The sequence below is a fragment of the Micromonospora sp. WMMD1076 genome (assembly GCF_029581475.1).
GTDB lineage: Bacteria > Actinomycetota > Actinomycetes > Mycobacteriales > Micromonosporaceae > Micromonospora > Micromonospora aurantiaca.
In genome coordinates this window covers 4,110,144-4,135,154 of record NZ_CP120862.1, presented here as the reverse complement: position 1 = coordinate 4,135,154, position 25,011 = coordinate 4,110,144, and the positions used below count along the sequence as shown (strand labels likewise).

At 73.1% G+C, this 25,011-nt stretch carries 33 protein-coding genes and 2 pseudogenes; 16 read left to right on the top strand and 19 right to left on the bottom strand.

Features of this window, described 5'->3' with window-relative positions; all coding sequences use genetic code 11:
* The first annotated feature begins 470 nt into the window (after positions 1 to 470).
* Both O7622_RS19635 and O7622_RS19630 read left to right on the top strand, forming a co-directional pair.
* Positions 471 to 935 (top strand): peroxiredoxin, encoded by a 465-nt coding sequence (locus O7622_RS19635; protein WP_282309622.1) that lies wholly within the window; start codon positions 471 to 473, stop codon positions 933 to 935.
* A gap of 65 nt (positions 936 to 1,000) precedes the next feature.
* The gene (locus O7622_RS19630) at positions 1,001 to 1,687 is read left to right on the top strand and encodes a hypothetical protein (RefSeq protein WP_282309620.1); all 687 of its coding nucleotides are present in this window, start codon (positions 1,001 to 1,003) and stop codon (positions 1,685 to 1,687) included.
* A gap of 68 nt (positions 1,688 to 1,755) precedes the next feature.
* On the opposite strand, the gene cydB is transcribed toward O7622_RS19630, so the two are convergent.
* A complete protein-coding gene (cydB, locus tag O7622_RS19625) occupies positions 1,756 to 2,754 on the bottom strand; it encodes a cytochrome d ubiquinol oxidase subunit II (RefSeq protein WP_282309619.1) in 999 nt (332 codons plus the stop codon).
* Positions 2,755 to 2,771: 17 nt separating this feature from the next.
* Positions 2,772 to 4,184 (bottom strand): cytochrome ubiquinol oxidase subunit I, encoded by a 1,413-nt coding sequence (locus tag O7622_RS19620; RefSeq protein ID WP_282309618.1) that lies wholly within the window; start codon positions 4,182 to 4,184, stop codon positions 2,772 to 2,774.
* A 192-nt stretch (positions 4,185 to 4,376) separates the two neighbouring features.
* On the opposite strand from O7622_RS19620, the gene O7622_RS19615 reads away from it, so the two are divergent.
* Together O7622_RS19615 and O7622_RS19610 are read left to right on the top strand one after the other, a co-directional pair.
* Entirely contained in the window at positions 4,377 to 5,147 is a 771-nt protein-coding gene (locus O7622_RS19615; RefSeq protein WP_282309617.1) for a lysophospholipid acyltransferase family protein, read from the top strand.
* Between the two features lie 63 nt (positions 5,148 to 5,210).
* Complete coding sequence (locus O7622_RS19610; RefSeq protein WP_282309616.1) at positions 5,211 to 5,861, top strand: NAD(P)H-dependent oxidoreductase; 651 nt, start codon at positions 5,211 to 5,213, stop codon at positions 5,859 to 5,861.
* A 154-nt stretch (positions 5,862 to 6,015) separates the two neighbouring features.
* Here O7622_RS19610 and O7622_RS19605 read toward each other — a convergent pair whose 3' ends face one another.
* Both O7622_RS19605 and O7622_RS19600 read right to left on the bottom strand, forming a co-directional pair.
* Entirely contained in the window at positions 6,016 to 6,384 is a 369-nt protein-coding gene (locus O7622_RS19605; RefSeq protein WP_282309615.1) for a DUF4180 domain-containing protein, read from the bottom strand.
* Complete coding sequence (locus tag O7622_RS19600) at positions 6,377 to 6,826, bottom strand: helix-turn-helix domain-containing protein (RefSeq protein WP_282309614.1); 450 nt, start codon at positions 6,824 to 6,826, stop codon at positions 6,377 to 6,379. Before O7622_RS19600 ends, O7622_RS19605 begins: the two co-directional genes overlap by 8 nt.
* Before the next feature lie 88 nt (positions 6,827 to 6,914).
* Here O7622_RS19600 and O7622_RS19595 point away from each other — a divergent pair, with 88 nt between their 5' ends.
* The 3 genes from O7622_RS19595 (at position 6,915) to O7622_RS19585 (ending at position 9,885) form a co-directional block, all read left to right on the top strand.
* Positions 6,915 to 7,682, top strand: a complete 768-nt coding sequence (locus O7622_RS19595) for a glycerophosphodiester phosphodiesterase family protein (RefSeq protein ID WP_282309613.1) — start codon at positions 6,915 to 6,917, stop codon at positions 7,680 to 7,682.
* Between the two features lie 20 nt (positions 7,683 to 7,702).
* Positions 7,703 to 9,100 carry an MFS transporter gene (locus O7622_RS19590; RefSeq protein ID WP_013286330.1) on the top strand — a complete coding sequence of 466 codons (1,398 nt, stop codon included), beginning with the start codon at positions 7,703 to 7,705 and terminating at the stop codon, positions 9,098 to 9,100.
* Between the two features lie 110 nt (positions 9,101 to 9,210).
* Positions 9,211 to 9,885, top strand: coding sequence for a thymidine kinase (locus O7622_RS19585; RefSeq protein ID WP_233585531.1), 675 nt, complete (start codon positions 9,211 to 9,213; stop codon positions 9,883 to 9,885).
* Positions 9,886 to 9,888: 3 nt separating this feature from the next.
* On the opposite strand, the gene O7622_RS19580 is transcribed toward O7622_RS19585, so the two are convergent.
* Entirely contained in the window at positions 9,889 to 10,347 is a 459-nt protein-coding gene (locus O7622_RS19580; protein WP_282309612.1) for a hypothetical protein, read from the bottom strand.
* 99 nt (positions 10,348 to 10,446) lie between these two features.
* Here O7622_RS19580 and O7622_RS19575 point away from each other — a divergent pair, with 99 nt between their 5' ends.
* A complete protein-coding gene (locus tag O7622_RS19575; protein WP_282309611.1) occupies positions 10,447 to 10,818 on the top strand; it encodes a VOC family protein in 372 nt (123 codons plus the stop codon).
* A 55-nt stretch (positions 10,819 to 10,873) separates the two neighbouring features.
* Here the strand turns inward: O7622_RS19575 and O7622_RS19570 are convergent, their stop codons facing one another.
* The 5 genes from O7622_RS19570 to O7622_RS19550 form a co-directional block, all read right to left on the bottom strand.
* On the bottom strand, positions 10,874 to 11,863 hold the full coding sequence (locus O7622_RS19570; RefSeq protein ID WP_282309610.1) for a tyrosine-type recombinase/integrase: 990 nt from the start codon (positions 11,861 to 11,863) through the stop codon (positions 10,874 to 10,876).
* 135 nt (positions 11,864 to 11,998) lie between these two features.
* Positions 11,999 to 12,433 carry an Hsp20/alpha crystallin family protein gene (locus tag O7622_RS19565; RefSeq protein ID WP_282309609.1) on the bottom strand — a complete coding sequence of 145 codons (435 nt, stop codon included), beginning with the start codon at positions 12,431 to 12,433 and terminating at the stop codon, positions 11,999 to 12,001.
* A 213-nt stretch (positions 12,434 to 12,646) separates the two neighbouring features.
* Positions 12,647 to 13,171, bottom strand: a complete 525-nt coding sequence (locus O7622_RS19560) for a DUF2087 domain-containing protein (RefSeq protein ID WP_282309608.1) — start codon at positions 13,169 to 13,171, stop codon at positions 12,647 to 12,649.
* Between the two features lie 123 nt (positions 13,172 to 13,294).
* Positions 13,295 to 13,849 carry an isochorismatase family protein gene (locus O7622_RS19555; RefSeq protein ID WP_282309607.1) on the bottom strand — a complete coding sequence of 185 codons (555 nt, stop codon included), beginning with the start codon at positions 13,847 to 13,849 and terminating at the stop codon, positions 13,295 to 13,297.
* A gap of 67 nt (positions 13,850 to 13,916) precedes the next feature.
* Positions 13,917 to 14,405 (bottom strand): GNAT family N-acetyltransferase, encoded by a 489-nt coding sequence (locus tag O7622_RS19550; RefSeq protein ID WP_282309606.1) that lies wholly within the window; start codon positions 14,403 to 14,405, stop codon positions 13,917 to 13,919.
* Between the two features lie 108 nt (positions 14,406 to 14,513).
* Here O7622_RS19550 and O7622_RS19545 point away from each other — a divergent pair, with 108 nt between their 5' ends.
* Positions 14,514 to 15,884 carry a glycosyltransferase family 39 protein gene (locus O7622_RS19545; protein ID WP_282309605.1) on the top strand — a complete coding sequence of 457 codons (1,371 nt, stop codon included), beginning with the start codon at positions 14,514 to 14,516 and terminating at the stop codon, positions 15,882 to 15,884.
* Here O7622_RS19545 and O7622_RS19540 read toward each other — a convergent pair.
* Positions 15,881 to 16,033: a hypothetical protein gene (locus O7622_RS19540; RefSeq protein WP_282309604.1), complete on the bottom strand. Its 153-nt coding sequence runs from the start codon at positions 16,031 to 16,033 to the stop codon at positions 15,881 to 15,883. The genes O7622_RS19545 and O7622_RS19540 overlap by 4 nt on opposite strands.
* Positions 16,034 to 16,068: 35 nt before the next feature.
* Between O7622_RS19540 and O7622_RS19535 the strand changes: the two genes are divergently transcribed.
* Together O7622_RS19535 and O7622_RS19530 are read left to right on the top strand one after the other, a co-directional pair.
* The gene (locus O7622_RS19535) at positions 16,069 to 16,887 is read left to right on the top strand and encodes a TIGR04222 domain-containing membrane protein (RefSeq protein WP_282309601.1); all 819 of its coding nucleotides are present in this window, start codon (positions 16,069 to 16,071) and stop codon (positions 16,885 to 16,887) included.
* 189 nt (positions 16,888 to 17,076) lie between these two features.
* On the top strand, positions 17,077 to 17,385 hold the full coding sequence (locus O7622_RS19530; RefSeq protein WP_073829505.1) for a hypothetical protein: 309 nt from the start codon (positions 17,077 to 17,079) through the stop codon (positions 17,383 to 17,385).
* Here the strand turns inward: O7622_RS19530 and O7622_RS19525 are convergent.
* Positions 17,363 to 17,884 (bottom strand): TetR family transcriptional regulator, encoded by a 522-nt coding sequence (locus O7622_RS19525; RefSeq protein ID WP_282309600.1) that lies wholly within the window; start codon positions 17,882 to 17,884, stop codon positions 17,363 to 17,365. The genes O7622_RS19530 and O7622_RS19525 overlap by 23 nt on opposite strands.
* 283 nt (positions 17,885 to 18,167) lie before the next feature.
* Between O7622_RS19525 and O7622_RS19520 the strand changes: the two genes are divergently transcribed.
* Positions 18,168 to 18,725, top strand: coding sequence for a DUF1062 domain-containing protein (locus O7622_RS19520; RefSeq protein WP_282309599.1), 558 nt, complete (start codon positions 18,168 to 18,170; stop codon positions 18,723 to 18,725).
* A gap of 43 nt (positions 18,726 to 18,768) precedes the next feature.
* On the opposite strand, the gene O7622_RS19515 is transcribed toward O7622_RS19520, so the two are convergent.
* Entirely contained in the window at positions 18,769 to 19,971 is a 1,203-nt protein-coding gene (locus tag O7622_RS19515; RefSeq protein WP_282309598.1) for a macrolide family glycosyltransferase, read from the bottom strand.
* Between the two features lie 113 nt (positions 19,972 to 20,084).
* Between O7622_RS19515 and O7622_RS19510 the strand changes: the two genes are divergently transcribed.
* Positions 20,085 to 20,678 carry a TetR/AcrR family transcriptional regulator gene (locus O7622_RS19510; RefSeq protein WP_282309597.1) on the top strand — a complete coding sequence of 198 codons (594 nt, stop codon included), beginning with the start codon at positions 20,085 to 20,087 and terminating at the stop codon, positions 20,676 to 20,678.
* A 62-nt stretch (positions 20,679 to 20,740) separates the two neighbouring features.
* On the opposite strand, the pseudogene O7622_RS29260 reads toward O7622_RS19510, so the two are convergent.
* A pseudogene (locus tag O7622_RS29260) lies at positions 20,741 to 20,851 on the bottom strand (NmrA family transcriptional regulator); the annotation flags it as partial.
* Between the two features lie 216 nt (positions 20,852 to 21,067).
* On the opposite strand from O7622_RS29260, the gene O7622_RS19505 reads away from it, so the two are divergent.
* The gene (locus tag O7622_RS19505) at positions 21,068 to 21,664 is read left to right on the top strand and encodes a hypothetical protein (protein ID WP_282309596.1); all 597 of its coding nucleotides are present in this window, start codon (positions 21,068 to 21,070) and stop codon (positions 21,662 to 21,664) included.
* On the opposite strand, the gene O7622_RS19500 is transcribed toward O7622_RS19505, so the two are convergent.
* The 3 genes and pseudogenes from O7622_RS19500 to O7622_RS19490 all read right to left on the bottom strand — a co-directional run.
* Positions 21,661 to 21,987: a hypothetical protein gene (locus O7622_RS19500; RefSeq protein WP_282309595.1), complete on the bottom strand. Its 327-nt coding sequence runs from the start codon at positions 21,985 to 21,987 to the stop codon at positions 21,661 to 21,663. The two genes, O7622_RS19505 and O7622_RS19500, sit on opposite strands and share 4 nt — an antisense overlap.
* Positions 21,984 to 22,121, bottom strand: a complete 138-nt coding sequence (locus O7622_RS19495; RefSeq protein ID WP_282309594.1) for a hypothetical protein — start codon at positions 22,119 to 22,121, stop codon at positions 21,984 to 21,986. Before O7622_RS19495 ends, O7622_RS19500 begins: the two co-directional genes overlap by 4 nt.
* Positions 22,122 to 22,237: 116 nt before the next feature.
* Positions 22,238 to 22,393 (bottom strand): annotated as a pseudogene (locus tag O7622_RS19490) (tellurium resistance protein TerC); the annotation flags it as partial.
* Between the two features lie 16 nt (positions 22,394 to 22,409).
* Here O7622_RS19490 and O7622_RS19485 point away from each other — a divergent pair.
* Complete coding sequence (locus O7622_RS19485; protein ID WP_282309593.1) at positions 22,410 to 23,186, top strand: class I SAM-dependent methyltransferase; 777 nt, start codon at positions 22,410 to 22,412, stop codon at positions 23,184 to 23,186.
* 5 nt (positions 23,187 to 23,191) lie between these two features.
* Positions 23,192 to 23,758, top strand: a complete 567-nt coding sequence (locus tag O7622_RS19480) for a maleylpyruvate isomerase N-terminal domain-containing protein (RefSeq protein WP_282309592.1) — start codon at positions 23,192 to 23,194, stop codon at positions 23,756 to 23,758.
* A 6-nt stretch (positions 23,759 to 23,764) separates the two neighbouring features.
* Here the strand turns inward: O7622_RS19480 and O7622_RS19475 are convergent, their stop codons facing one another.
* Entirely contained in the window at positions 23,765 to 24,241 is a 477-nt protein-coding gene (locus O7622_RS19475) for a DUF1992 domain-containing protein (protein ID WP_282309591.1), read from the bottom strand.
* Between the two features lie 196 nt (positions 24,242 to 24,437).
* Positions 24,438 to 24,974 (bottom strand): GNAT family N-acetyltransferase, encoded by a 537-nt coding sequence (locus O7622_RS19470; RefSeq protein WP_282309590.1) that lies wholly within the window; start codon positions 24,972 to 24,974, stop codon positions 24,438 to 24,440.
* Positions 24,975 to 25,011 lie beyond the last annotated feature (37 nt).

The following is a 25,011-nucleotide window of genomic DNA, read 5'->3' as shown; positions in this document are numbered from 1 at the left end:
TCGCCGTGGAGTTCCAGCAGGTGCGCGCGGACGGCGTGCAGCCGGTGGTGGCCGCGCATCGCCGGGTCGGCCAGCAGCGGGTCGAGCAGCGCCATGTCGTAGAGGACGCTGATCTGCAGCCGGTCGGTGTCCGGGAAGGCCGGCACCTCGGCGTGCACGGCGGCGATGGCCGCCTGGAGCTGGTAGCGGCCCACCGGGCCGTGGGGCAGGGCCCGGCCGAGCAGCCGTCGCGCGGCGACCCGGATGAGCCAGGCCCGCGGTTCGTCGGCGTTGAGCCGGTCGCGTACCTCGTCGGGCAGTTCCTGGTGGGCGGCGAGGTATTCGGAGGTGGGGTGGCCCCACGGCTCCGGGTTGGAGTGGATCATGATCACCTACTTCACTGCCGGTCCTTCGCGTCGTGCGGCGGTGCCTCCCTGTCGCTCGCCGGGTACGACGGAGCGGGATCGCCGATGTCTACATATCCTCGCCTCATGAGTGACGCGGTGGGTGTCGGTGACCTGGTCGAGGATTTCACGCTGCCGGACGAGACGGGCACGCCACGGCGGCTGTCGGAGTTCCTGGCCGCCGGGCCGGTGGTGCTGTTCTTCTACCCGGCGGCGATGACGCGGGGCTGCACGGCGGGGAGCTGCCACTTCCGGGACCTGGCGGCGGAGTTCGCGGCGGTGGGCGCGCAGCGGGTGGGGATCAGCCGGGATCCGGTGCGGCGGCAGGCGGAGTTCTCCCGCCGGCACGGGTTCGACTATCCGCTGCTGTCCGACGTCGACGGCGAGGTGGCGCGGGCGTTCGGGGTGCGGCGGCGGCTGCCGCTGGGCGCGCTGAGCACCCGGCGGATGACGTTCGTGATCGGCACGGACCGGCGGGTGCTGGCAGTGGTGCACAGCGAGCTGAGCATGAACGAGCACGCCGACGCGGCGCTGCGGGCCCTCGGGGGCTGATCATCGTGGTGTCGCAGCCGGCTGGTATCAAGGCTGCGTCAAACAGGTGTACGGAAGAGGGCGTGATGGCGGGTCAGGGTTTGTCCACTGACGAGGTTCAGGGGATCCGGGAGGCGCTGGCCGCGGGCCGCAAGCCCCGGGTGGTGTTCACCGAGGCGGCCGGGCAGATGGCCGGGCAGCTCGGGCAGGTGGTGGAGCTGACCGACCCGGCGGCGTCGGAGGAGTTCGTGGTGGTGCGGTTCGGCCGCGACGAGCTGCCGTTCTCCCCCGCCGACGTGGCGATCGCCCCGAAGGGCGCCGGGCGGCGTCCGGCCGCCGAGGCGAAGCCGGAACCGGAGCAGCCAGCGGCCGCTCCGGAGCCGGAGTTCGTGCTGGACACGCCGCGGGTTCCGGCGCCGCGGCGGGAGGAGCCGAAGACCGAGCAGCAGGCGGCGGAGCCGAAGCCGGCGAAGCGGGCGGTGAAGGCCGCGAAGCCGAAGACCCCGCCGGGGCTGACCGTGACGCTGGCCTACGCCGAGGGCGAGTGGACGGTGGCGGCGCAGCAGGGCACGAAGGCGCTGGCCCGGCCGTACGTGGTGAAGCCGGCCGAGGCGCTGCGGATGGTGGCGCTGGTGGACGTGCCGGGGGTGCAGGAGGCGGTGGAGCAGATCCTGGCCGCCGAGCGGGCCGAGGCCGAGCAGCAGGCGGAGAAGCTGCGCGCCGAGCTGGCCGAGATCGAGGCGCGGCTGGCGGAGCTGCGCGAGGCGCGCTGACCGCAGAGACCCCGCGGGGCCGGTGCGACCGCTCGCACCGGCCCCGCGCCCCTGCGCCCACAGGTCGATCAGTGTTGCGGAATGTTCTGTACCCCGATCCGGCGGCGGAACACCCAGTACGTCCAGCCCTGGTAGGCCAGCACGATCGGCGTGAACACCACGGCCACCCAGGTCATGATCTTCAAGGTGTACGGGGTGGACGCGGCGTTGGTGGCGGTGAGCGTGCCGGCCGCGTCGAGGGTGGACGGCATCACGTTCGGGAACAGCGCGGCGAACAGCGTCGCCACGGCCAGGGCGATCGCCACGGCGGTGCCGGTGAACGCCCAGCCCTCCCGGCGTACCTTGGCGGCGGCCAGCCCGCCGAGCAGGGCGATGGCGGCGCCGACGGCGAGCACGACGGCGGCGGCGCTGGAGCGGATGCTCAGCGACCAGCTCAGGAACGCCACGGCCGCCACGGCGGTGCCGACGCCGAGCTTCACCGCGAGGGCGCCGGCGCGCTCCCGGATGTCGCCTGTGGTCTTGAGCGCCAGGAACACCGCGCCGTGGGTGAGGAACAGCCCCAGCGTGGTCAGGCCGCCGAGCAGCGCGTACGGGTTGAGCAGGTCGAGCAGGCCGCCGACGTACTCGTGGTCGGCGTCCAGCGGCACGCCGCGGAAGATGTTGGCGAACGCCACGCCCCACAGCACGGCCGGGATCGCCGAGCCCCAGAAGATGGCTTGGTCCCAGCGGCGCTTCCAGGACGCCTCGGGCCGCTTGTGGCGGTACTCGAAGGCGACACCGCGGGCGATCAGGGCCAGCAGGATGAGCAGCAGCGGCAGGTAGAAGCCGGAGAACAGGGTGGCGTACCACTCGGGGAAGGCGGCGAACATCGCGCCGCCGGCGGTGATCAGCCACACCTCGTTGCCGTCCCAGACCGGGCCGATGGTGTTGATCAGGACGCGGCGCTGCCTGTCGTCGCGGCCGAGCACCGGCAGCAGCATCCCGACGCCGAAGTCGAAGCCTTCGAGGATGAAGTAGCCGGTGAAGAGCACGGCCACGAGGAGAAACCAGACGGTCGTCAGTTCCACGGTTGGGCTCCGGGGTGTCAGTAGGCGAACGCCAGCGGGCGCTCGGCGTCGTCGGTGTCGTCGTCGTCGGTCTGCGGGGTGACGTCCGGTACGCCGGCGCGGGCGTAGCGGACCAGCAGTTTGAACTCGACCACCGCGAGGACGGCGTAGATGAGGGTGAACGCGGTGAACGAGGTGAGCACCTCGGTCAGGGAGACGCTGCGGGACACGCCGTCACGGGTGAGCATCTCGCCGAAGACGATCCACGGCTGGCGGCCCATCTCGGTGAAGATCCAGCCGAAGGAGTTGGCCAGCAGCGGCAGGACGGGCATGACCAGGCCGGCGCGCAGCAGCCACTTGCTGGTGGGGGTGCGGCCCTTGCGCTGGCTCCACAGCACCAGCAGCGCGATCGCGGCGGCGGCCAGCCCGAAGGCGATCATGAAGCGGAAGCTCCAGTAGGTGACCGGGATGATCGGGGCGTAGTTGCCGGGGCCGTACTGGCTGGCGTACTGGGCCTGCAGGTCGTTGATGCCCTGCACGGTGCCGTTGGGGTCGCCGGTGCCGAGGAACGACAGCAGGTACGGGATCTTGACGGCGAACAGCTCACGGCTGCCGTCGAGGCTGCCGACGGTGAGCACGGAGAACGAGGCGGGGCTCTCGGTGGTGTAGAGGCCCTCGGCGGCGGCCATCTTCATCGGCTGCACCTCGGTCATGATCTTGCCCTGGACGTCGCCGGTGAGGACGACCAGCGCCGAGGAGATCAGGACGACCCAGGAGCCGAGCTTGGTGGCGAAGCGGTACGCGCCGGTGTCGGCGCTGTCGCGGTTGCGCATCACGTGCCACAGGCCGACGGTGACCATCAGCGACCCGGCGACCAGGAACGCGCCGGCCAGGGTGTGCGGGAAGGTGACCAGAGCGACCTTGTTGGTGAGCACGGCGACGAAGTCGGTCAGCTCGGCGCGGCCGCTGTCCGGGTTGATCCGGAAGCCGACCGGGTTCTGCATGAACGAGTTCGCGGCGAGGATGAAGTACGCCGACAGGTTGGTGCCGATCGCGGCGGCCCAGATCGCGGCCAGGTGCAGGCGCTTGGGCAGCCGGTCCCAGCCGAAGATCCACAGGCCGATGAACGTGGATTCGAGGAAGAACGCCACCAGGGCCTCGATGGCCAGCGGCGCGCCGAAGATGTCGCCGACGAAGCGGGAGTAGTCGCTCCAGTTCATGCCGAACTGGAACTCCTGCACGATGCCGGTGACCACACCCATCGCGAAGTTGATCAGGAAGAGCTTGCCGTAGAACTTGGTGAGTTTGAGGTACCGCTCGTTGCCGGTGCGGTGCCACATGGTCTGGAGGATCGCCACCAGCACGGACAGGCCGATGGTCAACGGCACGAACAAGAAGTGGTAGACGGTGGTGACACCGAACTGCCAGCGGGCGACGTCCAACGCGTCCACCTGAAACCCCCAGCTGCGCATACTACGAGACGTAGTAGATACTACTCGGCGTCGTAGCGAAAGCAGCAGGGCCGCAGGGCCCCACCCGGCCCGGGACCAATGACCCTGATCACCCTTGCCGGAGGACCCGCGGTCCCGGATCACCGTGCCGGGTGCCGGGGCCGCCCCGGCACGTGCGACCATCCAGCACTGATGAACAGCACCCCCTGGCGTGCGCCGCTGCTGTGGCGGGGCGCGCAGACGCTCGCCCGCGCCGTCGTCGGACTGATCGGCCGGCTGGAGGTCACCGGCGACGTGCCCGACGCGCTGCGCCACGGCCCGCTGGTCCTGGCCGCCAACCACATCAGCCCGTTCGACCCGGTGGTGCTCACCGCCGCCTGCCGGGTCCGGCACGTCGCGCCCCGGATCATGGCCACCGGCGGGCTGTTCCGCGCCCCGCTGATCGGGTCGCTGATGCGCCGCGCCGGGCACATCCGCGTCGACCGGGGCACCGCCGCGGTGCACCGCTCGCTGGAGGTCGCCGCCCACGCGGTGGCCAGCGGCTCGGTCGTGCTCGTCTACCCGGAGGGACGCATCGGGCTCGACCCGGGCATGTGGCCCGAGCGGGGCAAGACCGGCGCGGCCCGGCTCGCGTTCGCCAGCGGCGCCGCCGTCGTCCCGGTCGCCCAGTGGGGCTCGCACGAGGTGCTGCCCTACCGGGCGCCGAAGGGGATGCTGCGCGCGACGGCCCGGGCGGTCCTGCGCCGGCCCGCCATCCGGGTGCACTTCGGCGCCCCGGTGCCGCTGGACGACCTGCGGCCGGGCTCCCCCGGCGCGGCCCGGCAGGCCACCGACCGGATCATCGACGCGATCACCGACGACCTGGTGCTGCTGCGCCCCGACGAGCCGGACCTGCCGCGCCACGTCGACCCGGGCCGTCCGGTCGACACCGCCCGCGCGCACCGTCGCCACCGCACCGGCTGACGCATCCCGGCCCCGCTGGCGGGTATCAAGTCCCGCATCCCCTTGAGCGGAGAGGACCTGGCCATGACCGCTGTCCGAGCACTCGTACTCAACTGCACCCTGAAGCGCTCCCCGGCGACGTCCAGCTCACAGGTGCTCGGCCAGGAGGTGCTCGACGCACTGGCCGATCAGGGCGTCGACGGCGAGATCGTCCGGGTGGTCGACCACGACGTGCGCTTCGGGGTCTCCGTCGACGAGGGCGACGGCGACGGCTGGCCCGCCATCCGCGCCAAGCTGCTCGCCGCCCAGATCCTGATCATCGCCACGCCGATCTGGCTCGGTCAGCCCTCGTCGGTGACCAAGATGGTCCTGGAACGGTTGGACGCCGAACTGTCCGAGACCGACGACCAGGGCCGCCTGCGCACCTACGGCAAGGTCGGCGGGGTGGCAGTGGTCGGCAACGAGGACGGCGCGCACCACACCATCGCCGAGGTGCAGCAGGCCCTCAACGAGGTGGGGTTCACCTGCCCGGCTGCCGGGGCCACCTACTGGGTCGGGGAGGCGCTGCACAAGACCGACTACGTCGACGCCGGCCCCAAACCCGACACGACCGGCCGTACCACCGCCGCGCTGGCGCTCAACAGCGCCCACCTGGCCCGGCTGCTCGCCGAGCGTCCGTACCCGCCGCCCGGAACCCGTGACGCGGCCGTCGCACCCGGCGACCGGTCCGGCTGAACCGACGCGCCCCGGCCCCCTGCCCGAGCGCGCGGTCTGCCCGCGCGCCGCCGCCGATCTTGCACTTGGGGTCCCGGCAAATCCGGCAAACCGCCTCCGACGAGGGCCGCAAGCGCAAGATCGGCGAGGTGAGGCTGGGCGGGGCGAGGGTGGGTCAGGGGGTGGCGCGCAGCCTGTCGTCGAGCGCGTCCAGGTCCGGGACGAACCACACCTGGTCGTGCCGGTTCGACTCGGCCACCAGCGCCCGCAACGCGCCGCTGCGCTCCAGGTGCGCGGAGATGTCACCCACTATCACCAGGCGCAGCCGGTAGTTGACGAACTTCTGCATCACCTCACCGGCGAAGCGGGTGCCGAGCGTGAAGAAGCCGGGGTCGAGCCGGTCGGCCGGCACCGCGACCACAGTCGCGCCGAGGAACGCCGCGCCGATCAGGTCCAGCGCGTCGCGCTCGGTGGCGATCGGCGGGCCGTCCGGGTCGCAGACCAGCACCGGCACGCCGGCGCGCTCCTGCATCAGGTCAGCCACGGCCGCGCTCCCCGCCGCCGAGCAGGCCGTTGCCGCCGTCGAGCACCCCGTCGAGCAGGCGCAGCAGGTCGGCGGTGGCGGTGAGGTCGCCCAGGATCATGATGGTCATGCGGTGCCGTTCCTCGTCGTGGACCGTCTGCACGCGCAGCGGACGGTCCGGGTCGTGGTGGGTGTTCACACCGGCCAGCACCAGCGTGGCGAGCCGGTCGGCGGCGGCCCGGTCGACGCCGTCGAGACGCACGACGCTGGACACCTCCGCCCCCGGCGCCGAGGGCGGCGCGGGCCGGCCGGTCAGCGCGTCCAGGTCCGCGCGGGCGATCCGGTACTGCTTGCCGATCCGTGTGGCCCGCAGCCGTCCGGAGCGGATGTAGCCGCGCACGGTGCGTACGTGCAGGCCGAGCAGGTCAGCTACCTGCTCCACCGAGTACATGTCGTTACTCATCGGACCCTATCTTAGCGATGATAGGGAACGATGGGTAATTTCATTGCCCGGCCATGTGTGCGCTACCCGGGCCGGGCATACTGCCCGCGTGCAGCCCCGTCACGGCTACCTCGACGCGCCCGCGCCGCTGGCGTTCGCCCACCGCGGCGGCGCGGCCGACGGCGACGAGAACACTGCCGCCGCGTTCGCCCGTGCCGTCGCCCTGGGCTACCGGTACGTGGAGACCGACGTGCACGCCACCGCCGACGGCGTACCGGTGGTCTTCCACGACCCGACGCTGCGCCGGGTCACCGGCGAGCCGGGCCGCATCGCGGATCTGCGCTGGGCCGACCTGGCCTCGGTACGCGTCGGCGGCGCCGCCCTGGTGCCCCGCCTGGACGAGGTGCTCGACGCCTGGCCGCAGGTGCGGTTCAACATCGACGTGAAGTCCGACGGCGGCGTGGCACCCACGGTCGCCGCAGTCACCCGGGCCGGCGCGGGCGGGCGGGTGCTGCTCGCCTCGTTCAGCGACGCCCGGCTGGCCCGGCTGCGGGCGCTGGCCGGGCCGAGGGTCGCCACCGGCCTCGGCATGCGCGGCGTGGCCCGGCTGCGGCTGGCCTCGCTGCACGGAAGACCCCTGCGGCTGCCCCCGTCCGTGGTCGCCGCGCAGGTGCCGGTCTCCTTCGGCCGGGTGCCGGTGGTCGACGGGCGGTTCCTCGCGTACTGCCACCGGATCGGGCTGCAGGTGCACGTCTGGACGATCGACGAACCCGCCCGGATGCACCACTTACTTGATCTTGGTGTGGATGGCATCATGACCGATCACGTCAGCGTGCTCCGTGACGTCTATCGCAGTCGCGGCCACTGGGCCGCCTGAGCCCCCGAGGACGACCCCCGATGGCCGATACGGTCACCCCCGCCGTCGCCGACCCCGCCGGACCGGGCAGCACCCGCCGCGAGCGCACCGGCTGGTACTTCTACGACTGGGCGAACTCCGCGTTCCAGACCACTGTCATCACGGTCTTCCTCGGGCCGTTCCTGACCACGGTCACCGAACTCGCCGCCGGTTGCGAGCTGGGCGCCGACAGCTGCGACGGCGCGGTGTACCCGCTGGGCATCAAGGTCGCCGCCGGGTCGTTCTACCCGTACCTGATCTCGCTGTCGGTCTTCCTCACCGTGTTCGTGCTGCCGGTGATCGGCGCGATCGCCGACCGGTCGGCGCACAAGAAGCGGCTGCTCGCCGCCGCGGCGTTCACCGGCGCCGGGGCGACCATCGCGTTCGCGTTCGTCACCGGCGAGCGCTACCTGCTCGGCGGCGCGCTGTTCCTGATCGCGAACATCTCCTTCGGCGCCGCCGTTGTCGTCTACAACTCGTTCCTGCCGCAACTCGGCGGCCCGGACGAACGCGACGGCATCTCCAGCCGCGGCTGGGCCATCGGCTACCTCGGCGGCGGCCTGCTGCTCGCGCTGAACCTCGTCGCGGTCACCATGCTCAGCGAGGAGGGCAACGCCCAGCGCACGCTGGACCTGGCCCGCTGGTCGATCGTGTCCGCAGGCGTGTGGTGGGCCGCGTTCACCCTGGTGCCGCTGCGCTGGCTGCGCGAACACCCGACCGAGGCGGCCCGGCGGGGCGGCAGCGGCGTCAACGTGCTCACCGACGGGTTCCGGCAGCTCGGGCGCACCCTGCGGGAGATCAAGACGTACCCGCTGACGCTGTACTTCCTGCTCGCGTTCCTGGTCTTCAACGACGGCATCCAGACCGTCATCACCCTGGCCAGCCAGTACGGCACCGAGGAGCTGCGGCTGGAACAGAGCACGCTGATCGTGACCATCCTGCTGGTGCAGTTCCTCGCCTTCGGCGGCGCGCTCGCACTCGGCGCGCTCGCCAAGCGCATCGGCGCGTGGAAGACCGTGCTGCTGTCGCTGGTGCTCTGGACCGGTGTGATCATCGCCGCGTTCCGGCTGCCCGCCGAGGCACCCGTACCGTTCATGATCCTCGGCGGCTGCATCGGCCTGGTGCTCGGCGGCAGCCAGGCCCTGAGCCGGTCGCTGTTCAGCCAGCTCATCCCGGCCGGCAAGGAGGGCGAGTACTACGGCTTCTACGAGATCAGCGACAAGGGCACCAGCTGGCTCGGCCCGCTGGCGTTCGGCCTGGTCTTCCAGCTGACCTCGTCGTACCGGGTGGGCCTGGTGTCGCTGCTGATCTTCTTCGTGGTCGGCTTCGCGCTGCTGGCCGCCGTGCCGATGCGCCGGGCCATCATCGCCGCCGGGAACACCCCGCCCCGGGTGCTCTGATCCGCCTCGCCGCGGCCTGTGGATCATCGCGCGCCGGATCGGGCGGTGCCGATGGACTAGGCTGCCCCGACGTGACCGACGACGCCGCCCCGACCTGCCTGGCCCGCCCCCTGCCGGGGCCCGGCGACGACCGAGCCAGCGGCTGCGCCGCCGCCCGCGGCGTCGACGGCCGGCCGCTGCACGCCGCCGCGCTCAAGTTCTTCTGGGGGCCGATGGACTGCGGCAAGTCCACCATGGCGTTGCAGATGAACCACAACCACGCCCGGCAGGGCCGCCGCGGCCTGGTCACCACCCGCATCGACCGCTCGCTGGGCCCGCAGGTCACCACCCGCATCGGCCTGGCCCACGAGGCCGTCGAGGTCACCGACGACCTCGACCTGCGCGTCCTGGTCCGCGACGCGTGGGCCGAGGGGGTACGCGTGGACTACCTGATCTGCGACGAGGCCTCGTTCTACAACCTCGAACACATCGAGCAGATGGCCGAGCTGGTCGACCGGTTCGACGTCGACGTCTACGCCTTCGGCCTGGCGACCGACTTCCGCTCCTGCCTGTTCCCGGCCGCGCAGCGGCTGTTCGAACTGGCCGACGAGGTGGCCCGCATCCAGGTCGAGGTGCTGTGCTGGTGCGGCCGGGAAGGGCTGCTCAACGCCCGCGTGGTCGGCGGCCGGGTGGTCCGCGAGGGCGCACAGGTCGTCATCGGCGACACCGTGGACACCGCCGACGTGCGCTACCAGGTGCTGTGCCGGCGCCACTACCGCTCCGGGGACCTCGGCCCGCGTGCCTGAGCCTCAGAACGGATCTCCGCACACCCGCCAGCCGCCGCCCTCCGGCACCACAGGCAACTCACGTTCCTCGCTGCCACCGCCGTCCCGGTTGATCCGCACGACCACCGTCCCGTGCGGGCGGCCGGACCGCGTCGCCACCGACACGTCGACGATCTCGTAGCCGCTGACCTGCGGCGGCGTGCGCACCCAGCTCCCGAAGCCGACCCTGCTCCACTTGCCCCGGGCCTCGGCGCACAGCCGCTCGTACGCCGCGTCGGTGTCACCGGCCGCGACGTCGCGGAAGAACCCGTCGGCGGTCTCCCGCACCGGCCCGTCGGCCTGGAACACCACCTGCGCGTTCCACGCCGCCAGCCCGGCCACCCCGATCAGGCAGGTGCCCACGCCGAGACCGGCGATCAGCACGCCCGCGCGTAGCGGGCGGCGACGCCGGGCCGTGTGGTGCCACTCCCGCTGCCTGCCCATCACCGTCGACGGTAGGCAACCGGACGGTGACGCGCAGCCGGTTGCGACGCGCGCTCGTACCGGACAGCAAACGGCGGGCATCGGCGGCAGACTGTCCGCATGACAGCTCATGCCGACATCGCCATGATCAGTATCGACAGCTCTGACCCGGCCGCACACGCCGCCTTCTACGCCAACGCGCTGGGATGGGAGATAACCCACAGCGAGGCCGAGTACGCCATGATCGTCAAGGACGGCCCGGCCATCGGGTTCGGCCTGGTCCCCGGCTACACGCCGCCGGCGTGGCCGGACGAGAGCGGCGACAAGCGTTACCACCTGGACCTCTACGTCGACGACGTGGCGGTCGCGGAGAAGGCTCTGGTGGCGGCCGGCGCGACCCGGCCCGAGTTCCAGCCCGGCGGTGAGCGGTGGACCGTGCTGCTCGACCCGATCGGGCAGCCGTTCTGCCTCTGCCCCCGCCCCCAGGGCTGACCGGTCAGCGCAGCGGGCCGCAGTGCTCCGCGGCCCGCTGCGCGGCTGGTGGTGGTCAGCCGCGGCGGCGCGCCCGGGCCGCCCAGATCGCGTACGCCGGATCCCGGTCCAGGTTGTGCCGGTCCCGGTCGTAGCGGCGGGTGGTACGCGGATCGGCGTGCCCCATCGCGTCCTGCACGTCCTCCAGCGGCACCCCCTCGGAGCGGGCCGTGGTGGCGAACGCGTGCCGCAGCGAGTGCGGCGACAACTTCGCCCAGGCGGCGATCCCGGCGCGCTGCGCGAGGCGGCGCACCAGCCGGAACACGGCGTGCCGGTCCAACCGGCCGCCGGTGGCGGTGACCAGCAGCGGACCGGTCAGCTCCGGCACCGTGACACCCTGCGCGGCGGCGCGCACGGCCAGGTAGGCGTCGACCGCGTACGCGGTGCCCGGGGTGAGCGCGCGCCGGCGTACCTTGCCGCCCTTGCCGACGAATCGGATGCTGCGGTGACCGCGCTCCGTGCCCAGGTCGGACACGCCCAGCGCGACCAGTTCCCCGACCCGCAGCCCCAGGTCGGCCAGCAGCGCGACGGCGGCCCGGTTGCGGGCGGCGGCCGGGCCGGTGTCGGCCTCGGCGGCGGCGATCAGCGCGTCGACCTCGTCCGGGGTCAGGCCGACGGTGGCGGAGTGGTCCCGGTCGACGCGCGGCCGGTCCGCCGCCGACACCGGGTTGGCGGGCACCGCGCCCAGCTTGACCAGGAAGTCGTACCAGCTCGACAGCGCGGACAGCCGGCGCGCGACGGTGGCCGGGGTGAGCGGACGGCCGGTCCGGCCGCGGGGTGTGGACTCCAGTTCCCGGCCGTAGGTGTTGACGTCGAGGAAGGTGGCCCGCAGCGGGTCGACGGCGTGTTCGGCACACCAGCTCAGCCAGCCGGTGACGTCACGGCGGTACGCGTCGCGGGTGTGCTCGGACAGCCGCCGGTTGCGCAGCCACGCCTCGGTGACGTCGGCCGGGCCGGCGGGCAGGGCGGCGGTACGGGCGCGGGGCAGCACCTCGGGGCGAAGCATGTGAGAAAGGTTCTCAGTCGGCTGGGGGTTTCGCGATCAGGCGCGCCCGGCCGATGTGCCGCGTCGACCCGCCGGTACGCCGACGCGCGGGGTCGACCGGTGCTCCGGTCTCCCCCGCGCGTCGGCGTGACGTGCTCAGGCGGTGGTGAGCTGACGCTGGCCGTTGCTCTCGGCGGGCGTGCTCACAGTGATCCGGCGCGGCTTGGCGCGCTCGGCGATCGGGATGCGCAGCGTCAGCACCCCGTTGTCGTAGCCGGCCTCCAGCCGGTCGGTGTCGAGCGTGTCGCCCAGGAACAGCTGCCGGGTGAACGTGCCCATCGGACGCTCGGCGGCGACCAGCTCGACGTTCTCCCCGGCGGGACGGCGGCGCTCGGCGCGGACGGTCAGCACGTTGCGCTCTACGGTGCAGTCGATGCTGTCCGGGTCCACGCCGGGCAGGTCGAACGCCGCGTAGAAGTGGTCACCGTCGCGGTACGCGTCGAGGTGCATCACGGCGGGCCGGGCGGTGGTGCCGAAGAACTGCTCGGCGATCCGGTCGATCTCGCGGAACGGGTCGGTACGCATCAACATGGCGCTTGCCTCCTCGGTTCTCCTGACCCAAGGTCTCAAGTTGAGTCCAGGTGACTCAACTTCCTGGTTCTGTTTTAGCGCGTCCGCGCCGCGGCGTCAACTCGTCCCGCAAGCTCACCAGCAGCCCGGTGGGCAGGGATAGGTCGTCGTTCGGGTCCTCGGCCAGCGCGGCGTCCACCTCGTCCGGGCGCACGACCCGCGTGCTCCAGCCGGTCACGGGCCGGTCCGCCAGTAGACGCCCCGCTCGCGGGTGAGCAGCATGTCGTCGATCAGGTAGCGACGCAGCGTCACGTGGTCGGCGTCGCCGCCCTCGCACCAGCGGCGCAGCGCCTCGTCCACCTCCCGTTCCGGGTAGCGCCGCCCGGGTTCGAAGGTGCGTTCGGTGATGTGCTCCAGCAGCACGCGGCGGCGCCCCCGCTGCGCGGGCAGCCGGGTCAGCGCGCCGTCGCGCAGGAACGTGCGCAGGATCGTCTCGCGCTGGTTCGCGGCCGGGGCCGCCGGGGACGCCGCGCCGGCCCGGGCGAACTCGCGCAGCCGCTCGGCGTCGACCCGCAGCCCGCCGCCGTCGGCGAGCACACCGGCGTCGGTGAGACGTCGGACGGCCACTGCGGCGTCGCGGGCGGGCAGGCCGGTACGGGCCACCACGGCCGGCACGTCCCGGGCGCCGAGCACGATCGCGGCGAACACGGTGCGGCGGCGCTCGTCGGCGAGCGCCCCGGCGAGGGCTTGAGCGGTCATGGCGGGCAGCCTGTCAGCAACCCGCCGGATCCGGCGAGGCCTTTTCCGGCCGCCGCTCCCCGGGTCGCCACGGCGGACGGCGGCGCTGGCCGGTCCCCGACACCGACCGGCGTGACCGGCGGGTCAGGCCGCGAAGTCCACGTCGGCGGCCTCGACGGTGCCGGCCGTGCGCCCCGGGGCGGTCTGGAAACTCCAGTAGAGGTTGGTATGGGCGATCACCTGCGCGGGCGGCGGCGCGCCGTAGGCGGACAGGTCCTCGGTGGTGTGCGCGTCGGCGACGAGCGTGGCGTCGTAGCCGCGGGTGAACGCCCCGTGCAGCGTCGACCTGATGCACGCGTCGGTCTGCGCGCCGGTCACGACCAGCCGGCCCACCCGGGCGGCGGCGAGCACCGGCTCCAGGTCGGTGTCCTCGAAGGAGTCGCCGTACGCCTTGTGCACCAGCGGCTCGCCGTCGCGGCGCGACAGCTCCGGCACGATCCGCCACTGCTCGCTGTCGGCCGGCAGGTCGTCGCCGCGATGCTGCACCCACACCACCGGGACGTCCGCGGCGCGGGCCCGGTCGACCAGGCCGGCGATGGTGGCGACCACGCGGTCACGGTCGTGGGCGCCGCGCACCACGCCGTTCTGCACGTCGATGACGAGCAACGCGGTGCGCGGGCGGTCGGTGAGCGTGGTCATGGCGACTCCTCGGCTGGTGGCGGTCCAGGTGAACCTAACCCCGGCCTCCGACACTTCCGGGCCGCGCTCACAGCCGCCGGTGCATCACGTGCAGCCCGACCCGTCCCCGCTCCGGGTGCGCGAACGCCTCCGGCACGGTGCCTATCACCGTGAAGCCCAGCCGCCGGTACAGCTCCACGGCCGCCGTGTTGGTCTCCACCACGGCGTTGAACTGCATCGCGGCGAAACCCCGCCGCCGGGCCCAGTTCAGCGCCTCCTCGCACAGCGCCCGGCCGACACCCCGGCCGCGGGCGTCCGCCGCGACCATGAAACTCGCCGTCGCCACGTGCGACCCCGGCCCGGGCCGGTTCGGGCCCATCTTCGCGGTGCCGCGCACCGCGCCGTCGTGGTCCACCGCGACCGAGGTACGCCCCGGCGGGCGCTCCACCCACACCCCGCGCACCGTCTCCGGCGGCCACTGCGGGTCGTACGGGAACGTGTCGGCGGCGGTGATGACGTCGGCGAGGATCGGCCGGACCTGGGCCCAGTCGGCGTCGGTGTAGTCACGAATCAGCATCGGCGCGCACGCTAGCCGCCGCCCCGGCCGTCCGGCCACCGGTTTCCGTCCACCCGGCCGAAGGCGGCGGGGCATCGGCGGACCACCCGCCGGGGCCATCATGGGCAGGTGGCCGAATCAGTCGCCGACATCGATCGGAGCGAGGCCGCCGCACCCGGTGGCCCGCCGCCCGCCGGTCCGCGTACCGCCGCGCCACTGGTGGTGGGCGCGGTCCTCACCGCCGTGCTGCTGTCGCTGGCCGGCCGCTACGGCTACCACCGCGACGAGCTGTACTTCCTGCTGTGCGGCCGGCACCTCGACTGGGGCTACGTCGACCAGGGGCCCCTCGTGCCGGCGCTGGCCCGGCTGGCCGACACGATCGCGCCGGGAAACCTGGTGGTGCTGCGTACCCCGTCGGCGTTCATCGGCGGTGCGGCTGTGGTCCTGGTCGCCGCGACCGCCCGGCAGTTCGGCGCGGGTCGCGTCGCCCAGACGGCCGCGGCGGTCCTCGCCGCCGCCTCGGGCATCGTGCTGGCCGGCGGTCACCTGCTCAGTACCACGAGCGTCGACCTGCTGGTGTGGCTGGTGGCCGCGCTGTGCGTGGTGCGGGTGCTGCGTAGCGGCGACACCCGGTGGGCGCCCGGCGCCGGGCTCGCGCTCGGCGCCGGCCTGCTCAACAAGCCGCTGCCCGCGCTGCTCGGCGTGGGCCTGGTCGCCGGTCTGCTGATCGCCGGGCCGCGCCGGCTGCTGCGGGACCGGTGGGTGCTCGCCGGGGCGGGCGTCGCCGCGCTGCTCGCCGTGCCGTACGCGGCGTGGCAGGCCGCGCACGGCTTCCCGCAGCTCGACGTCGCCGCGTCGATCGCCGACGGCGACAGTTCCTACAGCGGCCGGGTCGACGCGGTGGTGCTCCAGTTCCTGATCATCAGTCCGTTCGCGGTCCCGGTGTGGGTCGCCGGGCTGGTGGCGCTGCTGCGCCGGCCGTCCTGGGCGGCGTACCGGTCGCTGGCCTGGGCATGGCTGGTGGTGGTCGTGATCGTGGTGGTGGCCGGTGGCAAGGGCTACTACGATGCGCCGCTGCTGCTGGTGCTCACCGCCGCCGGGGTGGTACCGGTCGTCGCGTGGGCGCGGCGGGGCGCCGCCCGGGCCCGGCAGACGCTGCTGGTCACAGGCGCCGTGCTGATGGCCGCGAGCAGCGCGGTGCTGCTGCTGCCCACGCTGCCGGCCGACCGGCTGCCCGGGTTCGTGGTCGCGGCCAACTACGACGCGGGCGAGACCATCGGCTGGCCCGAGTTCGCCGACTCGGTGGCCGCCGTGCACCGCGCGCTGCCTCCGGCCGAGCGCGACCGGGCGGTGGTGCTGACCGGCAACTACGGCGAGGCCGGCGCGCTGGCCCGCTACGGACCGGACCGGGGACTGCCCCGTGCCTACTCCGGGCACAACAGCATGGCCACGTTCGGCCGGCCGCCCGACGACGCCGACGTGGTGATCGTCGTCGGCTAGTCCCGCCCGGAGCCGCTGCGGGCGTGGTTCACCGAGGTCACCGAGGCGGGCCGGGTCGACCAGCGGGCCGACGTCGACAACGACGAGAACGGCGAGCCGATCTTCGTCGCGCGGGGCCTGCCGCGTCCGTGGTCACAGATCTGGGACACCGAGGTACGCCACGGCTCCTGAGATACTTGCCGTCATGCTCTGGGGAGTCAGCGGGCCGATCTTCCTCCTCGACTACCTCGGCGCGGTCGCCGTAGCAGTCGTGATCGCCGTGGCGGTACGCGAACTGACCGGCCGCCGTACCCGGGGTGCGACGCCCGACCGGGTCGAGCTGGCGTACCTGACCGACCGCGCGCTGCTGGCCTGCCAGGTCGGGGTGGCCGCGCTGCGCCGCGCGGGCGGGGTCGACGTCGGCGAACTCGCCACTCTGCACGCGCAGGGGCCGTCCCCGCCCGGGTCGCCCGCGCTGGTACGCGCCCTGCACGCCGCGCTGCGCCGCCCGCAGACCTGGGCGGCGGTGCTCGCCGATCCCGCAGTGGGCCGGGCGCTGCGCCGTACGGTCGGGCGGCTGGTCCGCGACGGCTGGCTGCTCACCCCCGGGCAGCGGCGGCGGATCGCGCTGGGCACGGTGCCGCTGTTCGCGGTCGCCGCGGTCGGACTGACCCGGCTGGTGGACAGCGCGGTCGAGGGCCGTTCGGCCGGTGGTCCGGCCTCGGTCGCCGGGCTGCTGCTGTGCTGCCTGGCCACCGCGCTGGGTGGCTGGTGGCTGACCGAGGTGCCGGAGACCGGCGCCGCCGCCCGCCGGTTGCTGCGGCGGTTGCGCCGCGAGCACGCCGGCCTGGACCCGGAGCGCCGCCCGGTCTGGCAGGGCCGGGACACCGACACGCTGCTGACCGGGATGGCCCTGTTCGGCCCCCGGCCGCTGCTCGCCGTGGACCCGGCCTTCGCCGTGCAGATCGACGTCGATCCGGAACGGAACCGCCCGCGCCCCGACCGCAAACCCGCCCGTCGCTGACCAAACCCCCCAAACCCCCCGCCTCCCACCCCCCGCTGCCCGCCCCGGCCGCGTCGATCATGAGGTTGACGGCGTTCGGCGTCCGGTTTGCCCGGCACAACTTCATGATCGACGCGGGCAGGGCGGGGCGCAGGGCAGGCCGGGGCGGCGGTTGGGTTTCCTTGTCTTGGGCGCCGGGAAGGCTCGGGTATGGCCGAGACATTCGTGAGCGAAGACCTGAAGACACTGCAGGCGATTGCGCGCGGGGCCGGGATACAGGAGGTCGACCGCCTGTCGCCGGACCAACTGGTCGAGGCGCTGCGCCGCGCCGGGGTGACGAACGGTACGCAGGACCAGTGGCCGCCCCAGCCGATCGAGGACCCGGCACACCTGGCCGGGCTGCCGCGCAGCTCGCTGACGCAGGGCGACGAGAGCACCGGCGGCCGGGCCGCCGAGGAGTCGATCGGTGCCATGCCCGGCGAGTCCGGCACCGAGATCAACGACCGCACCGAACGCTGACCGTACGCGAAGAAGGGCCGTCCCCGGCGCTCCCGGGGGCGGCCCCAAGCTCGCTCGGACCGGTCAGTCCATGCCGGCCGCGATCGGGCCCAGCCGTTCCACTGTCAGCGAGGTCACCCGGTTTCGCCAGGACCGAGCCGAGCGCGCTGACACCGACCGCGCCGCCCGTGCTGCGGAAGAACGTCAGCACCCGAGGTGGCCGCGCCGAGTTCGGCGGCCGGTACGTCGTTCTGCGCGGCCAGCACCAGGTACGTATCGTCGTTTGCCGCTGATCAGCCGCGGAAGCAGCGACGGGTTCGCCGCGATCACCCTCGACCACGTCGTCGAGGGCCAGCCGCAGCGCGTCGAACGCTGACGCCTCCGAGGGCGCGGCGACGATGCGGGCGGCCAGCACCTTGCGGTCCGTCGGCAGGTCGCCGAGCAGCGCCTCGTCCTTGCCGGGGAAGTAGTTGAAGAAGGTGCGGGCCGACACGTCGGCGGCCTCGCTGATCTCATCCACCGTCACCTGGTCCAGGCCGCGTCCGGCGACCAGGCGCACCGCGGCGGCGCCGGAAAACGGGTTGAGAGCGGTTCCGGACGTCCCGTACGTTTCCCGCACTCCTGTCGCAGCGAAGAAGGACGATTCCGCGTGACCCCTCCTGCTCTCTAGAACCTGACACGTTCCCCACGCCTGGAGCCGGCCGTTCCGCGCCGGCTCCCCGGGCTGCCATCGCGCGCCCGGCCACAGCGTCCGAGGCCGCGCGTAATCGGCCTCGCGTCAGGTCTTCAGAGATCAGGTCTCCATGTCATCCCAACCGCATACCGTGCTGCCCTGGGTCGTACGCCGGACCCGCCTTCCGCTGCTGTCGCTTCGCTGCGCCGTCTGCCGGGCCGAGTCGGCCACCGCCGCCAAGGGCCGGTTCCGCGTCAACGCCAACGGCAAGCTGCTGGACGTGTGGCTGCTCGTCCGATGCGTGTCCTGCGACCGCACAGTCAAGCTCACCGTCCGCGAGCGGGCGGCCGTCAGCTCGTTCGATCCCGCCGAGCTGCACGGTCACCACGTCAACGACCCCGCCCTGGTGGCGGCCGCACTGCTGGATCCGGCGTTCGCCCGGCGCTGCCGCTTCACCCTCGACTGGACGGAGGCGTGGACGCTCGATGCGCCCACGGTGCCGCTGGACCGGTGGCCGGTCCAGGTGGACGTCACCCTCGACGACCCGGTGCCGGTACGCCCGGACCGGCTCATCGCCCGCCGGTTCGGCCTCACCCGGTCCGAGGTGCTGCGCCGGGTCAAGTGCGACATCCCGCTGAAGCGTCCCACCAGCTCCGCCTTCACCTTCACGGTTCTGGCGGAGGACTGACCGGGCGTGGTCGCGGCGGCACCCGGGCCGCCGCGACCACGCCTCACCCGCCGCTCGCGGCGCCGCCCCGTACCGCGGCGAGTTCGGCCTCGATCAGATCGGCGGCGCGGTCGGCGCCGCCGGCGGCGCGGGCCTGCCGCTTCAGCTCGGCGCTGCGGGCCACCACTGTCGGGTCCGCGGTGAGGGCGAGCAGCGTCTCGCGCAGCTCCGCGGCGGTGACGGTGGCCGAGTCGACGACCCGGGCGACGCCGAGGGATGCCAGCTGCTCGGCGTTCGCGAACTGGTCGGCCGCCTGCGGTACGGCGATCATCGGCGTCCCGCAGTAGAGACCCTCGCTGCTGCCGCCCATGCCGGCGTGGGTGACGAAGGCGTCCGCCTGCTCCAGTACGGCCAGCTGCGGCACCCACCGGTGCACCTCGACACTGTCCGGGACGGGACCGACTTCGGCGGGTTCGACGTGCTCGCCGATCTGGAGAACGGTGTGCCAGCCGGGCAGGTCACCGAACGCGGCGACGCAGCGGCGGTAGAACTCGGGCTGCCGGGTGAAGGCGGAGCCGAGCGAGACGAGCAGCACCTTCTCGGCGCGCTCGGGTCGTACCCAGGAGCCCTGCTCGGAGCGGTCGCCCAGCACCGGGCCGACGAAGCTGTAGACCGACCGGTCCACCCGGTCGGCGTTCGGCTGGAGCGCCTCCGGTGGCAGGACGAGACTGCGCACCGGCCGTCCCTGGAACGCCATGCTGTCGGTGACCGACGAACCCTCGGCGGTCAGCCACGCCGTGAACCGCCGGTAGTAGTCGGCGCCGGGCGGATCGGCCCGCATCGCCTCCACGGCGGGTGCCATCTCCTGCTCGTAGCCGTCCCAGGCGACGAACGTCGACGAGAGCTGGACGGCCGGGATCCCCCACTGCTCGCCGAGCAGCCGGGCCACCGCGCCGGCGATGTCGTAGAGGAACAGGTCCGGCCGGTCGTCGGCATAGGAGGCCCGTAGCTGCGGCAGCATGGCGACGGCGTCGTCGAGGAAGAGCGTGAGCTGCGCGATCGGGTCGTCGACGCCGGCGCCGCCGTCGGCGGGCAGGGCCGAGGTGTACGGCTTAAACTCCGCCCCGGTGGTGCGGACGACCTCGGCGAAGGCGGGATCGTTGGCGTAGGTGACCCGGTGGCCGCGTCGCACGAGGGTACTGATGATTTCCAGGCTCGGGTTGACGTGGCCGTGGAACGGGATGCTGACCATGGCGATGTGCGGCACGTGTTCTCCTGATCTCTACTGAGACGAGACGTTCCGTCTCGCCTCCCCCAGCAGAGCATGGCGCTACCGCACCCGTCAAGACGATACGTCTCGTCTCGTTGTAGGCTCTCGGTGTGACCCCGCAGCCCGCCCGCCGCAACGAGCAGTCCCGCCGCGCGATCCTCGCCGCCGCCCTGGAGCTACTGGCCGAGACCGGATACCCGGCCCTGACCGTCGAGGCGATCGCTGCCCGCGCCGGAGTCGGCAAGCAGACCATCTACCGCTGGTGGCGCGGCAAGGGCGCGGTCATCCTGGACGCGCTCGCCGACGACATGCCGGAGGTCATCGCCCTGCCCGACACCGGCGACCTGCGGGCCGATCTGCGGCAGGTGCTCCGGGCCACAGTCGCCGAGTTCGCCGATCCGCGGCTGTCCGCGACCACCCGCGCCGTCACCATCGAGACTCTCGCGGACGAAGGGCTGGCCGACCAGGCGCGCGACCGGCTGCTCCGCCCCCAGTTGAACGCCGTCCGCGTACGCCTGGAAGCCGCCCGCGAGGCCGGCCAGGTCCGGCCCGACGCCGCCCTGGACCAGGTGGTGGAGCTGCTGTTCGGCCCGCTCTACCACCGCTGGCTGCTGCGCAACGGCCCACTGACCGACGACTACGCCGACGGCATCGTCGACCTGGTCGTCGCCGCCGTCACCCCGTCAACGAGCACCAGCGGCTAGCCAGTCGCCGAAGCTGGTCGGCGCGATGCGCGCGCCGTCGCCGGGCAGCAGCACGTTGCCGGCGTCGTCGGATCCACGCCCGGCGAGCGGCTGACGTCGAGGCTTTGCCGCTCCAGCGCCGCGATGGCCAGCGCCCCGATCCGGCCCGTCGCTCCCGCAACCGCGATCCGCATCGCCACCGGCCTCCTCTCGATGCGACCGCCTCACCGTGTCGCCCGCGCGGGCCTTGACGCGGCCCCTCGCTGCCACGCGCACATAACTGTCATTATGGTGTGGTGGTGATTCGTCCTGTTTGACCACATGGATTAACGGATTGCTGTTGCCGGTAGTCTGCTAATCCACCCTGGCGCAGACTTGCTCCGGCGGGCGACGCTTGGAAGGATCGAGGCGTGCGCGCCGCGAACCGGAAATGGGGGCACGTCGCCTTGACCACCTGCCTGCTGGTCGCGGCAGCCGGATGCACGAGCGAGGACGATGCGGGGCGACCTGAACCCGCAGTGTCCGACCCCGTCTCCCCCGGCGCACAGGCCGCGCCGCTGCCACCACTGCCCGAGGGCGGGCAGCGCCTGCGGTGCGCCGATTCGATTGGCACGACACCGGCTCCGGGTGAGGGGTACCGCGTCGTGGCCGACACCGTGGCGGTGTCGTCGACTGTGGTGCAACCAAACGAGTCATCCGATGGACGAGGGCCGACGCGTCTCTTCGCCAAATGGGGCCTGCTCGTACGGGTCGACGCGGCTGTGGAGGTGCGGGTGGCGCCCGGCTGGGAGGATCGCGCCCGCATCGGGTGGGGCCGGGGCGCCGTCCCGACGACCACGGTGCAGGTCGAGGCGTGCCCGGCCGCGAACGCGCCGACCGCATGGTCGGTCTATACCGGCGGCACCTGGGTGGCGGGCCCGGCGTGCGTACCGCTGGTGATCCAGTCGCACGGACGGCAGGTCGAGGTGCGCCTCGCGATCGGCGCCGCGTGCGACGAGAGCACCTAGCGTACGAACGGCCTGATGACCTCGAAGGGCTCCGGAAACCGTACGGCGATGCCACTCTCCCGGCTCTTGGGGTCGAGGAACGCCCTGGCCACGGCGAACCTGTCGAAGAACCTCGGCAGCGGCCGCAGCCCGCTGTCCAGGGAGACGAAGAAGTCGTCCCAGTGGATCGGCATGATCAGGCCGGGCCGGGTCGCGTCCACCATGTAATTGGCATTCGGGTGGATCAGCAGCGAGCCGCCGGGATGGGTGATGAGGAACGAGAAGCACCCGCCGTCGCGGTACCTGCTCGCCCTGACCGGAGGGACGAGCGGCTCCTCGATCACGCCGGGGAACCTGTTGCCCGGGCTGCGGCGGTGATCCGTCCGAGGTCGGGGGCCACGCAGCCCAGCGCGACGCGCAGCAGTGAGGGCCGGCTCAGGAAACCGTCGATCAGGATGCCGGAGCTGCCGTCGGACACGTGGACGGTCGAGGTGCCGAAGAAGACGGCTTCGACAGACGCCCCGCCCGAGCCAATGCGCAGATGGTAGTGCGCCCGTCCTCGCGTCAGCTGCCGTCCGGCGCGGTGCCGCGGGTGCTGCGCAGGCCGAGGATGGCGAAGGCGTTGACGGTCCAGACGATGAACATGCTGGTGGTGATGGTCAGGATCGCCGCGACGCTGTCGACGGCGAAGATGAGATCGGTGGCCTCCACCGCGATCGGGACCACGAACAGCAGAGTCGCGACCCGCCGTCGATAGGGTGACCGGATGGACGAAGACGCACGACGCCGGCACTCGTCGTCGTTCGGCGCGGCGGCCACCGCGTACGGCGAACACCGCCCGGACTACGCGCGCGCCGCCCTGCGATGGGCCCTCGAACCCGCACCCGGCGCACGGCTGCTCGACCTCGGCGCGGGCACCGGCAAGCTCACCGCCACCCTGGCCGAGCTGAGCGACGACGCCACGGCGGTCGAGCCGGACCCGGCGATGCTCGCCGAACTCCGCCGCACGCTGCCGGACGTACGTGCGCTTGCCGGCAGCGCCGAGGCGATCCCCCTGCCGGACGCCTCCGTCGACACCGTCGTCGCCGGCAACGCCATGCACTGGTTCGACATGGCCGTGGCCGGGCCGGAGATCGCCCGGGTCCTCGCGCCCGGCGGAGTCCTGGCCGGACTGTGGAACGTCGTGGACGACCGGGTCGACTGGGTCGCCGGGCTCGCTGCGGTCGGCGGAAGCGCCGCCATCGGTCCCCGGGACACGCCTGCGAGCTGGCGCGCCACGACGGCGACCATGCACCTGCCGAAGACGGGCGCGGCCCGGTTCGGCTCGCCCGAGCAGGCGGAGTTCCCGCACGGGCAGCGCCGCACCGCCGACTCGCTCGTGGCGACGCTCGCCACCCGGGCCGGGATGCTGGTCATGCCGGAACGGGAACGCACTGAGGCGCTCGACCGCATCCGTGCGTACCTGGCGAGCCGGCCGGAGACGGCCGACGGGGAGTTCACGCTCCCGATGCTGACGTGCGTGCTGCGCGTACGCCGGTTGTGACGACGATGACCGGCGCGGACGTCCGGTCCGCCGCCGCCGTGATGACCGCCGTGCTGCGGCCCGCCGCCGACCGGGACTGGACGGTACGCGCGGGCGACCTGGACTGGTCCTGCTGGACCACCGCCGCGCACGTCGCGCACGACCTGGCCGCGTACGCCGGTCAGGTGTCCGGCCGGGCCGACGGCGGCTACCTCCCGTTCGACCTGCGGGTACGCGCCGACGCCGCGCCCGCCGAGGTACTCACAGTCGCGGCGGCCGCGGCCGGGATGCTCGCCGCCACCATCGACGCCGCGAACCCGGACGACCGGGCGTGGCACTTCGGCCCCTGCGATCCGGGCGGGTTCGGCGCGATGGGCGTGGCCGAGATCCTGCTGCACACCCACGACCTGACCCGAGGGCTCGGCCTGGACTGGTCGCCGCCGGCCGAGTCGTGTGCCCGGGTGGTGCGCCGGTTGTTCCCCGACGCGCCGGGCGGCGACCCGGCGCCGGTGCTGCTGTGGCTGACCGGCCGCGCGCCGCTCGGCGACCGGCCGCGGCGTACCGCGTGGACCTGGCAGGCCGCGCTTCCCTGAGCGTTCTCAGCGACGCCACCGCCACCAGCGCCGACGACGGTGCGGGCGGGCCGATGTGGCACGCTGCGGCTCCGGTGCGGTGACGCCCGGCGCGGCGCGTTCCCGATCGGCGTGCCAGCGGCGCACCGCCTCGTCGACGTTCACCGGGCGGACCACCACGCGTGGCCCGGTCGGGGTACGCAGCCAGGCCACCACCTCGGTGTTGAGCGCCGCCACGTACGACCGGACGGCCTCCTCGGTGGGCAGGTCGCGCAGCTCGGCCGGAAGCTGTTCGATGCGGCGGCGCAACTGGAGCGGGGTGGGCAGCAGCAGGTCGGACGGGATCTGCTCGCGCTCCATGAAGCTGCGGATCCACCAGCCCTCGTCGTAGGGCAAGTCACGCCCCGGGATGGGCTTGCCGGCGCCCGGCAGGTTGTCGAACTCGCCGCGCTCCTGGGCCGAGCGGATCTGCGCCTCGACCACGGCCTCCCAGCCTGTCGTCACCGCCGTCACCTCCCGTACCCAGGTTATCCGCCGCCGTCCGACAAGGGTCAGCGTCGCGCGGGGCCGGACTGTTCCCGGGCGTGGCTGCCCCGGGAAAGGGGTGACGGCGCGCGCGACTGGCTCATCGGACTCGCTGTGGCGACGGTCTGCCTGGTGGTGAGCTGTGGGCGGTCCTGGTACTGCTGGCCCGGCGGTGTCAGGGCAGGTGGCGGACGTGGCGGTGGCCGTCCCGGGGGTACGGTGCGCGGGCCGGCAGCACCTCGGCGAAGACATACCCGCTCTTCTCCGCCACCCGGCAGGAGGCCGGGTTGTCGACCTGGTGCAGCAGCTCCAGGTGGGTCAGCCCGGCGGCGGCGAACCGGGCGAACGCCCACGCGGTGACCGCCTCCACCGCCCGTGGCGCGACGCCCCGGCCGCGCGCCGGCGCCGCCGTCCAGTAGCCGATCTCGGCGGCCGGGCGTCCCGGGCGGACGTCCTTGAGCACCACGCAGGCCGCCACCCGGTCCTCCGCCAGCACCGCGAACATGAACCGGTGCCCTGCGGCCCAGCCCTGGTGGCTGCGCCGCAGGAACACCTGCGCCTGCGCCGGGCCGGTCACCGGATGCCTGGTCCAGGCGCGCAGCACCGGATCCCGGTACGCCTCGATCAGCGCGTCGACGTCGCCGTCGCGCCACGGGCGCAGCAGCAGCGCGGGTGCGGTCGGGGTGGCCGGCGCGGACAGCACGATCGACATGCGGCCAGTATCACCGCCGCAACACCGCCTCCACCGC

Bases quoted from the DNA above. Each gene is read 5' to 3' on its own strand.
- O7622_RS19635 (WP_282309622.1), top strand. From the start codon at position 471: ATGAGTGACGCGGTGGGTGTCGGTGACCTGGTCGAGGATTTCACGCTG.
- O7622_RS19630 (WP_282309620.1), top strand. From the start codon at position 1,001: ATGGCGGGTCAGGGTTTGTCCACTGACGAGGTTCAGGGGATCCGGGAG.
- O7622_RS19615 (WP_282309617.1), top strand. From the start codon at position 4,377: ATGAACAGCACCCCCTGGCGTGCGCCGCTGCTGTGGCGGGGCGCGCAG.
- O7622_RS19610 (WP_282309616.1), top strand. From the start codon at position 5,211: ATGACCGCTGTCCGAGCACTCGTACTCAACTGCACCCTGAAGCGCTCC.
- O7622_RS19600 (WP_282309614.1), bottom strand. From the start codon at position 6,826: ATGAGTAACGACATGTACTCGGTGGAGCAGGTAGCTGACCTGCTCGGC.
- O7622_RS19590 (WP_013286330.1), top strand. From the start codon at position 7,703: ATGGCCGATACGGTCACCCCCGCCGTCGCCGACCCCGCCGGACCGGGC.
- O7622_RS19580 (WP_282309612.1), bottom strand. From the start codon at position 10,347: ATGGGCAGGCAGCGGGAGTGGCACCACACGGCCCGGCGTCGCCGCCCG.
- O7622_RS19575 (WP_282309611.1), top strand. From the start codon at position 10,447: ATGACAGCTCATGCCGACATCGCCATGATCAGTATCGACAGCTCTGAC.
- O7622_RS19570 (WP_282309610.1), bottom strand. From the start codon at position 11,863: ATGCTTCGCCCCGAGGTGCTGCCCCGCGCCCGTACCGCCGCCCTGCCC.
- O7622_RS19565 (WP_282309609.1), bottom strand. From the start codon at position 12,433: ATGTTGATGCGTACCGACCCGTTCCGCGAGATCGACCGGATCGCCGAG.
- O7622_RS19560 (WP_282309608.1), bottom strand. From the start codon at position 13,171: ATGACCGCTCAAGCCCTCGCCGGGGCGCTCGCCGACGAGCGCCGCCGC.
- O7622_RS19555 (WP_282309607.1), bottom strand. From the start codon at position 13,849: ATGACCACGCTCACCGACCGCCCGCGCACCGCGTTGCTCGTCATCGAC.
- O7622_RS19550 (WP_282309606.1), bottom strand. From the start codon at position 14,405: ATGCTGATTCGTGACTACACCGACGCCGACTGGGCCCAGGTCCGGCCG.
- O7622_RS19535 (WP_282309601.1), top strand. From the start codon at position 16,069: ATGCTCTGGGGAGTCAGCGGGCCGATCTTCCTCCTCGACTACCTCGGC.
- O7622_RS19530 (WP_073829505.1), top strand. From the start codon at position 17,077: ATGGCCGAGACATTCGTGAGCGAAGACCTGAAGACACTGCAGGCGATT.
- O7622_RS19520 (WP_282309599.1), top strand. From the start codon at position 18,168: ATGTCATCCCAACCGCATACCGTGCTGCCCTGGGTCGTACGCCGGACC.
- O7622_RS19485 (WP_282309593.1), top strand. From the start codon at position 22,410: ATGGACGAAGACGCACGACGCCGGCACTCGTCGTCGTTCGGCGCGGCG.
- O7622_RS19480 (WP_282309592.1), top strand. From the start codon at position 23,192: ATGACCGGCGCGGACGTCCGGTCCGCCGCCGCCGTGATGACCGCCGTG.
- O7622_RS19470 (WP_282309590.1), bottom strand. From the start codon at position 24,974: ATGTCGATCGTGCTGTCCGCGCCGGCCACCCCGACCGCACCCGCGCTG.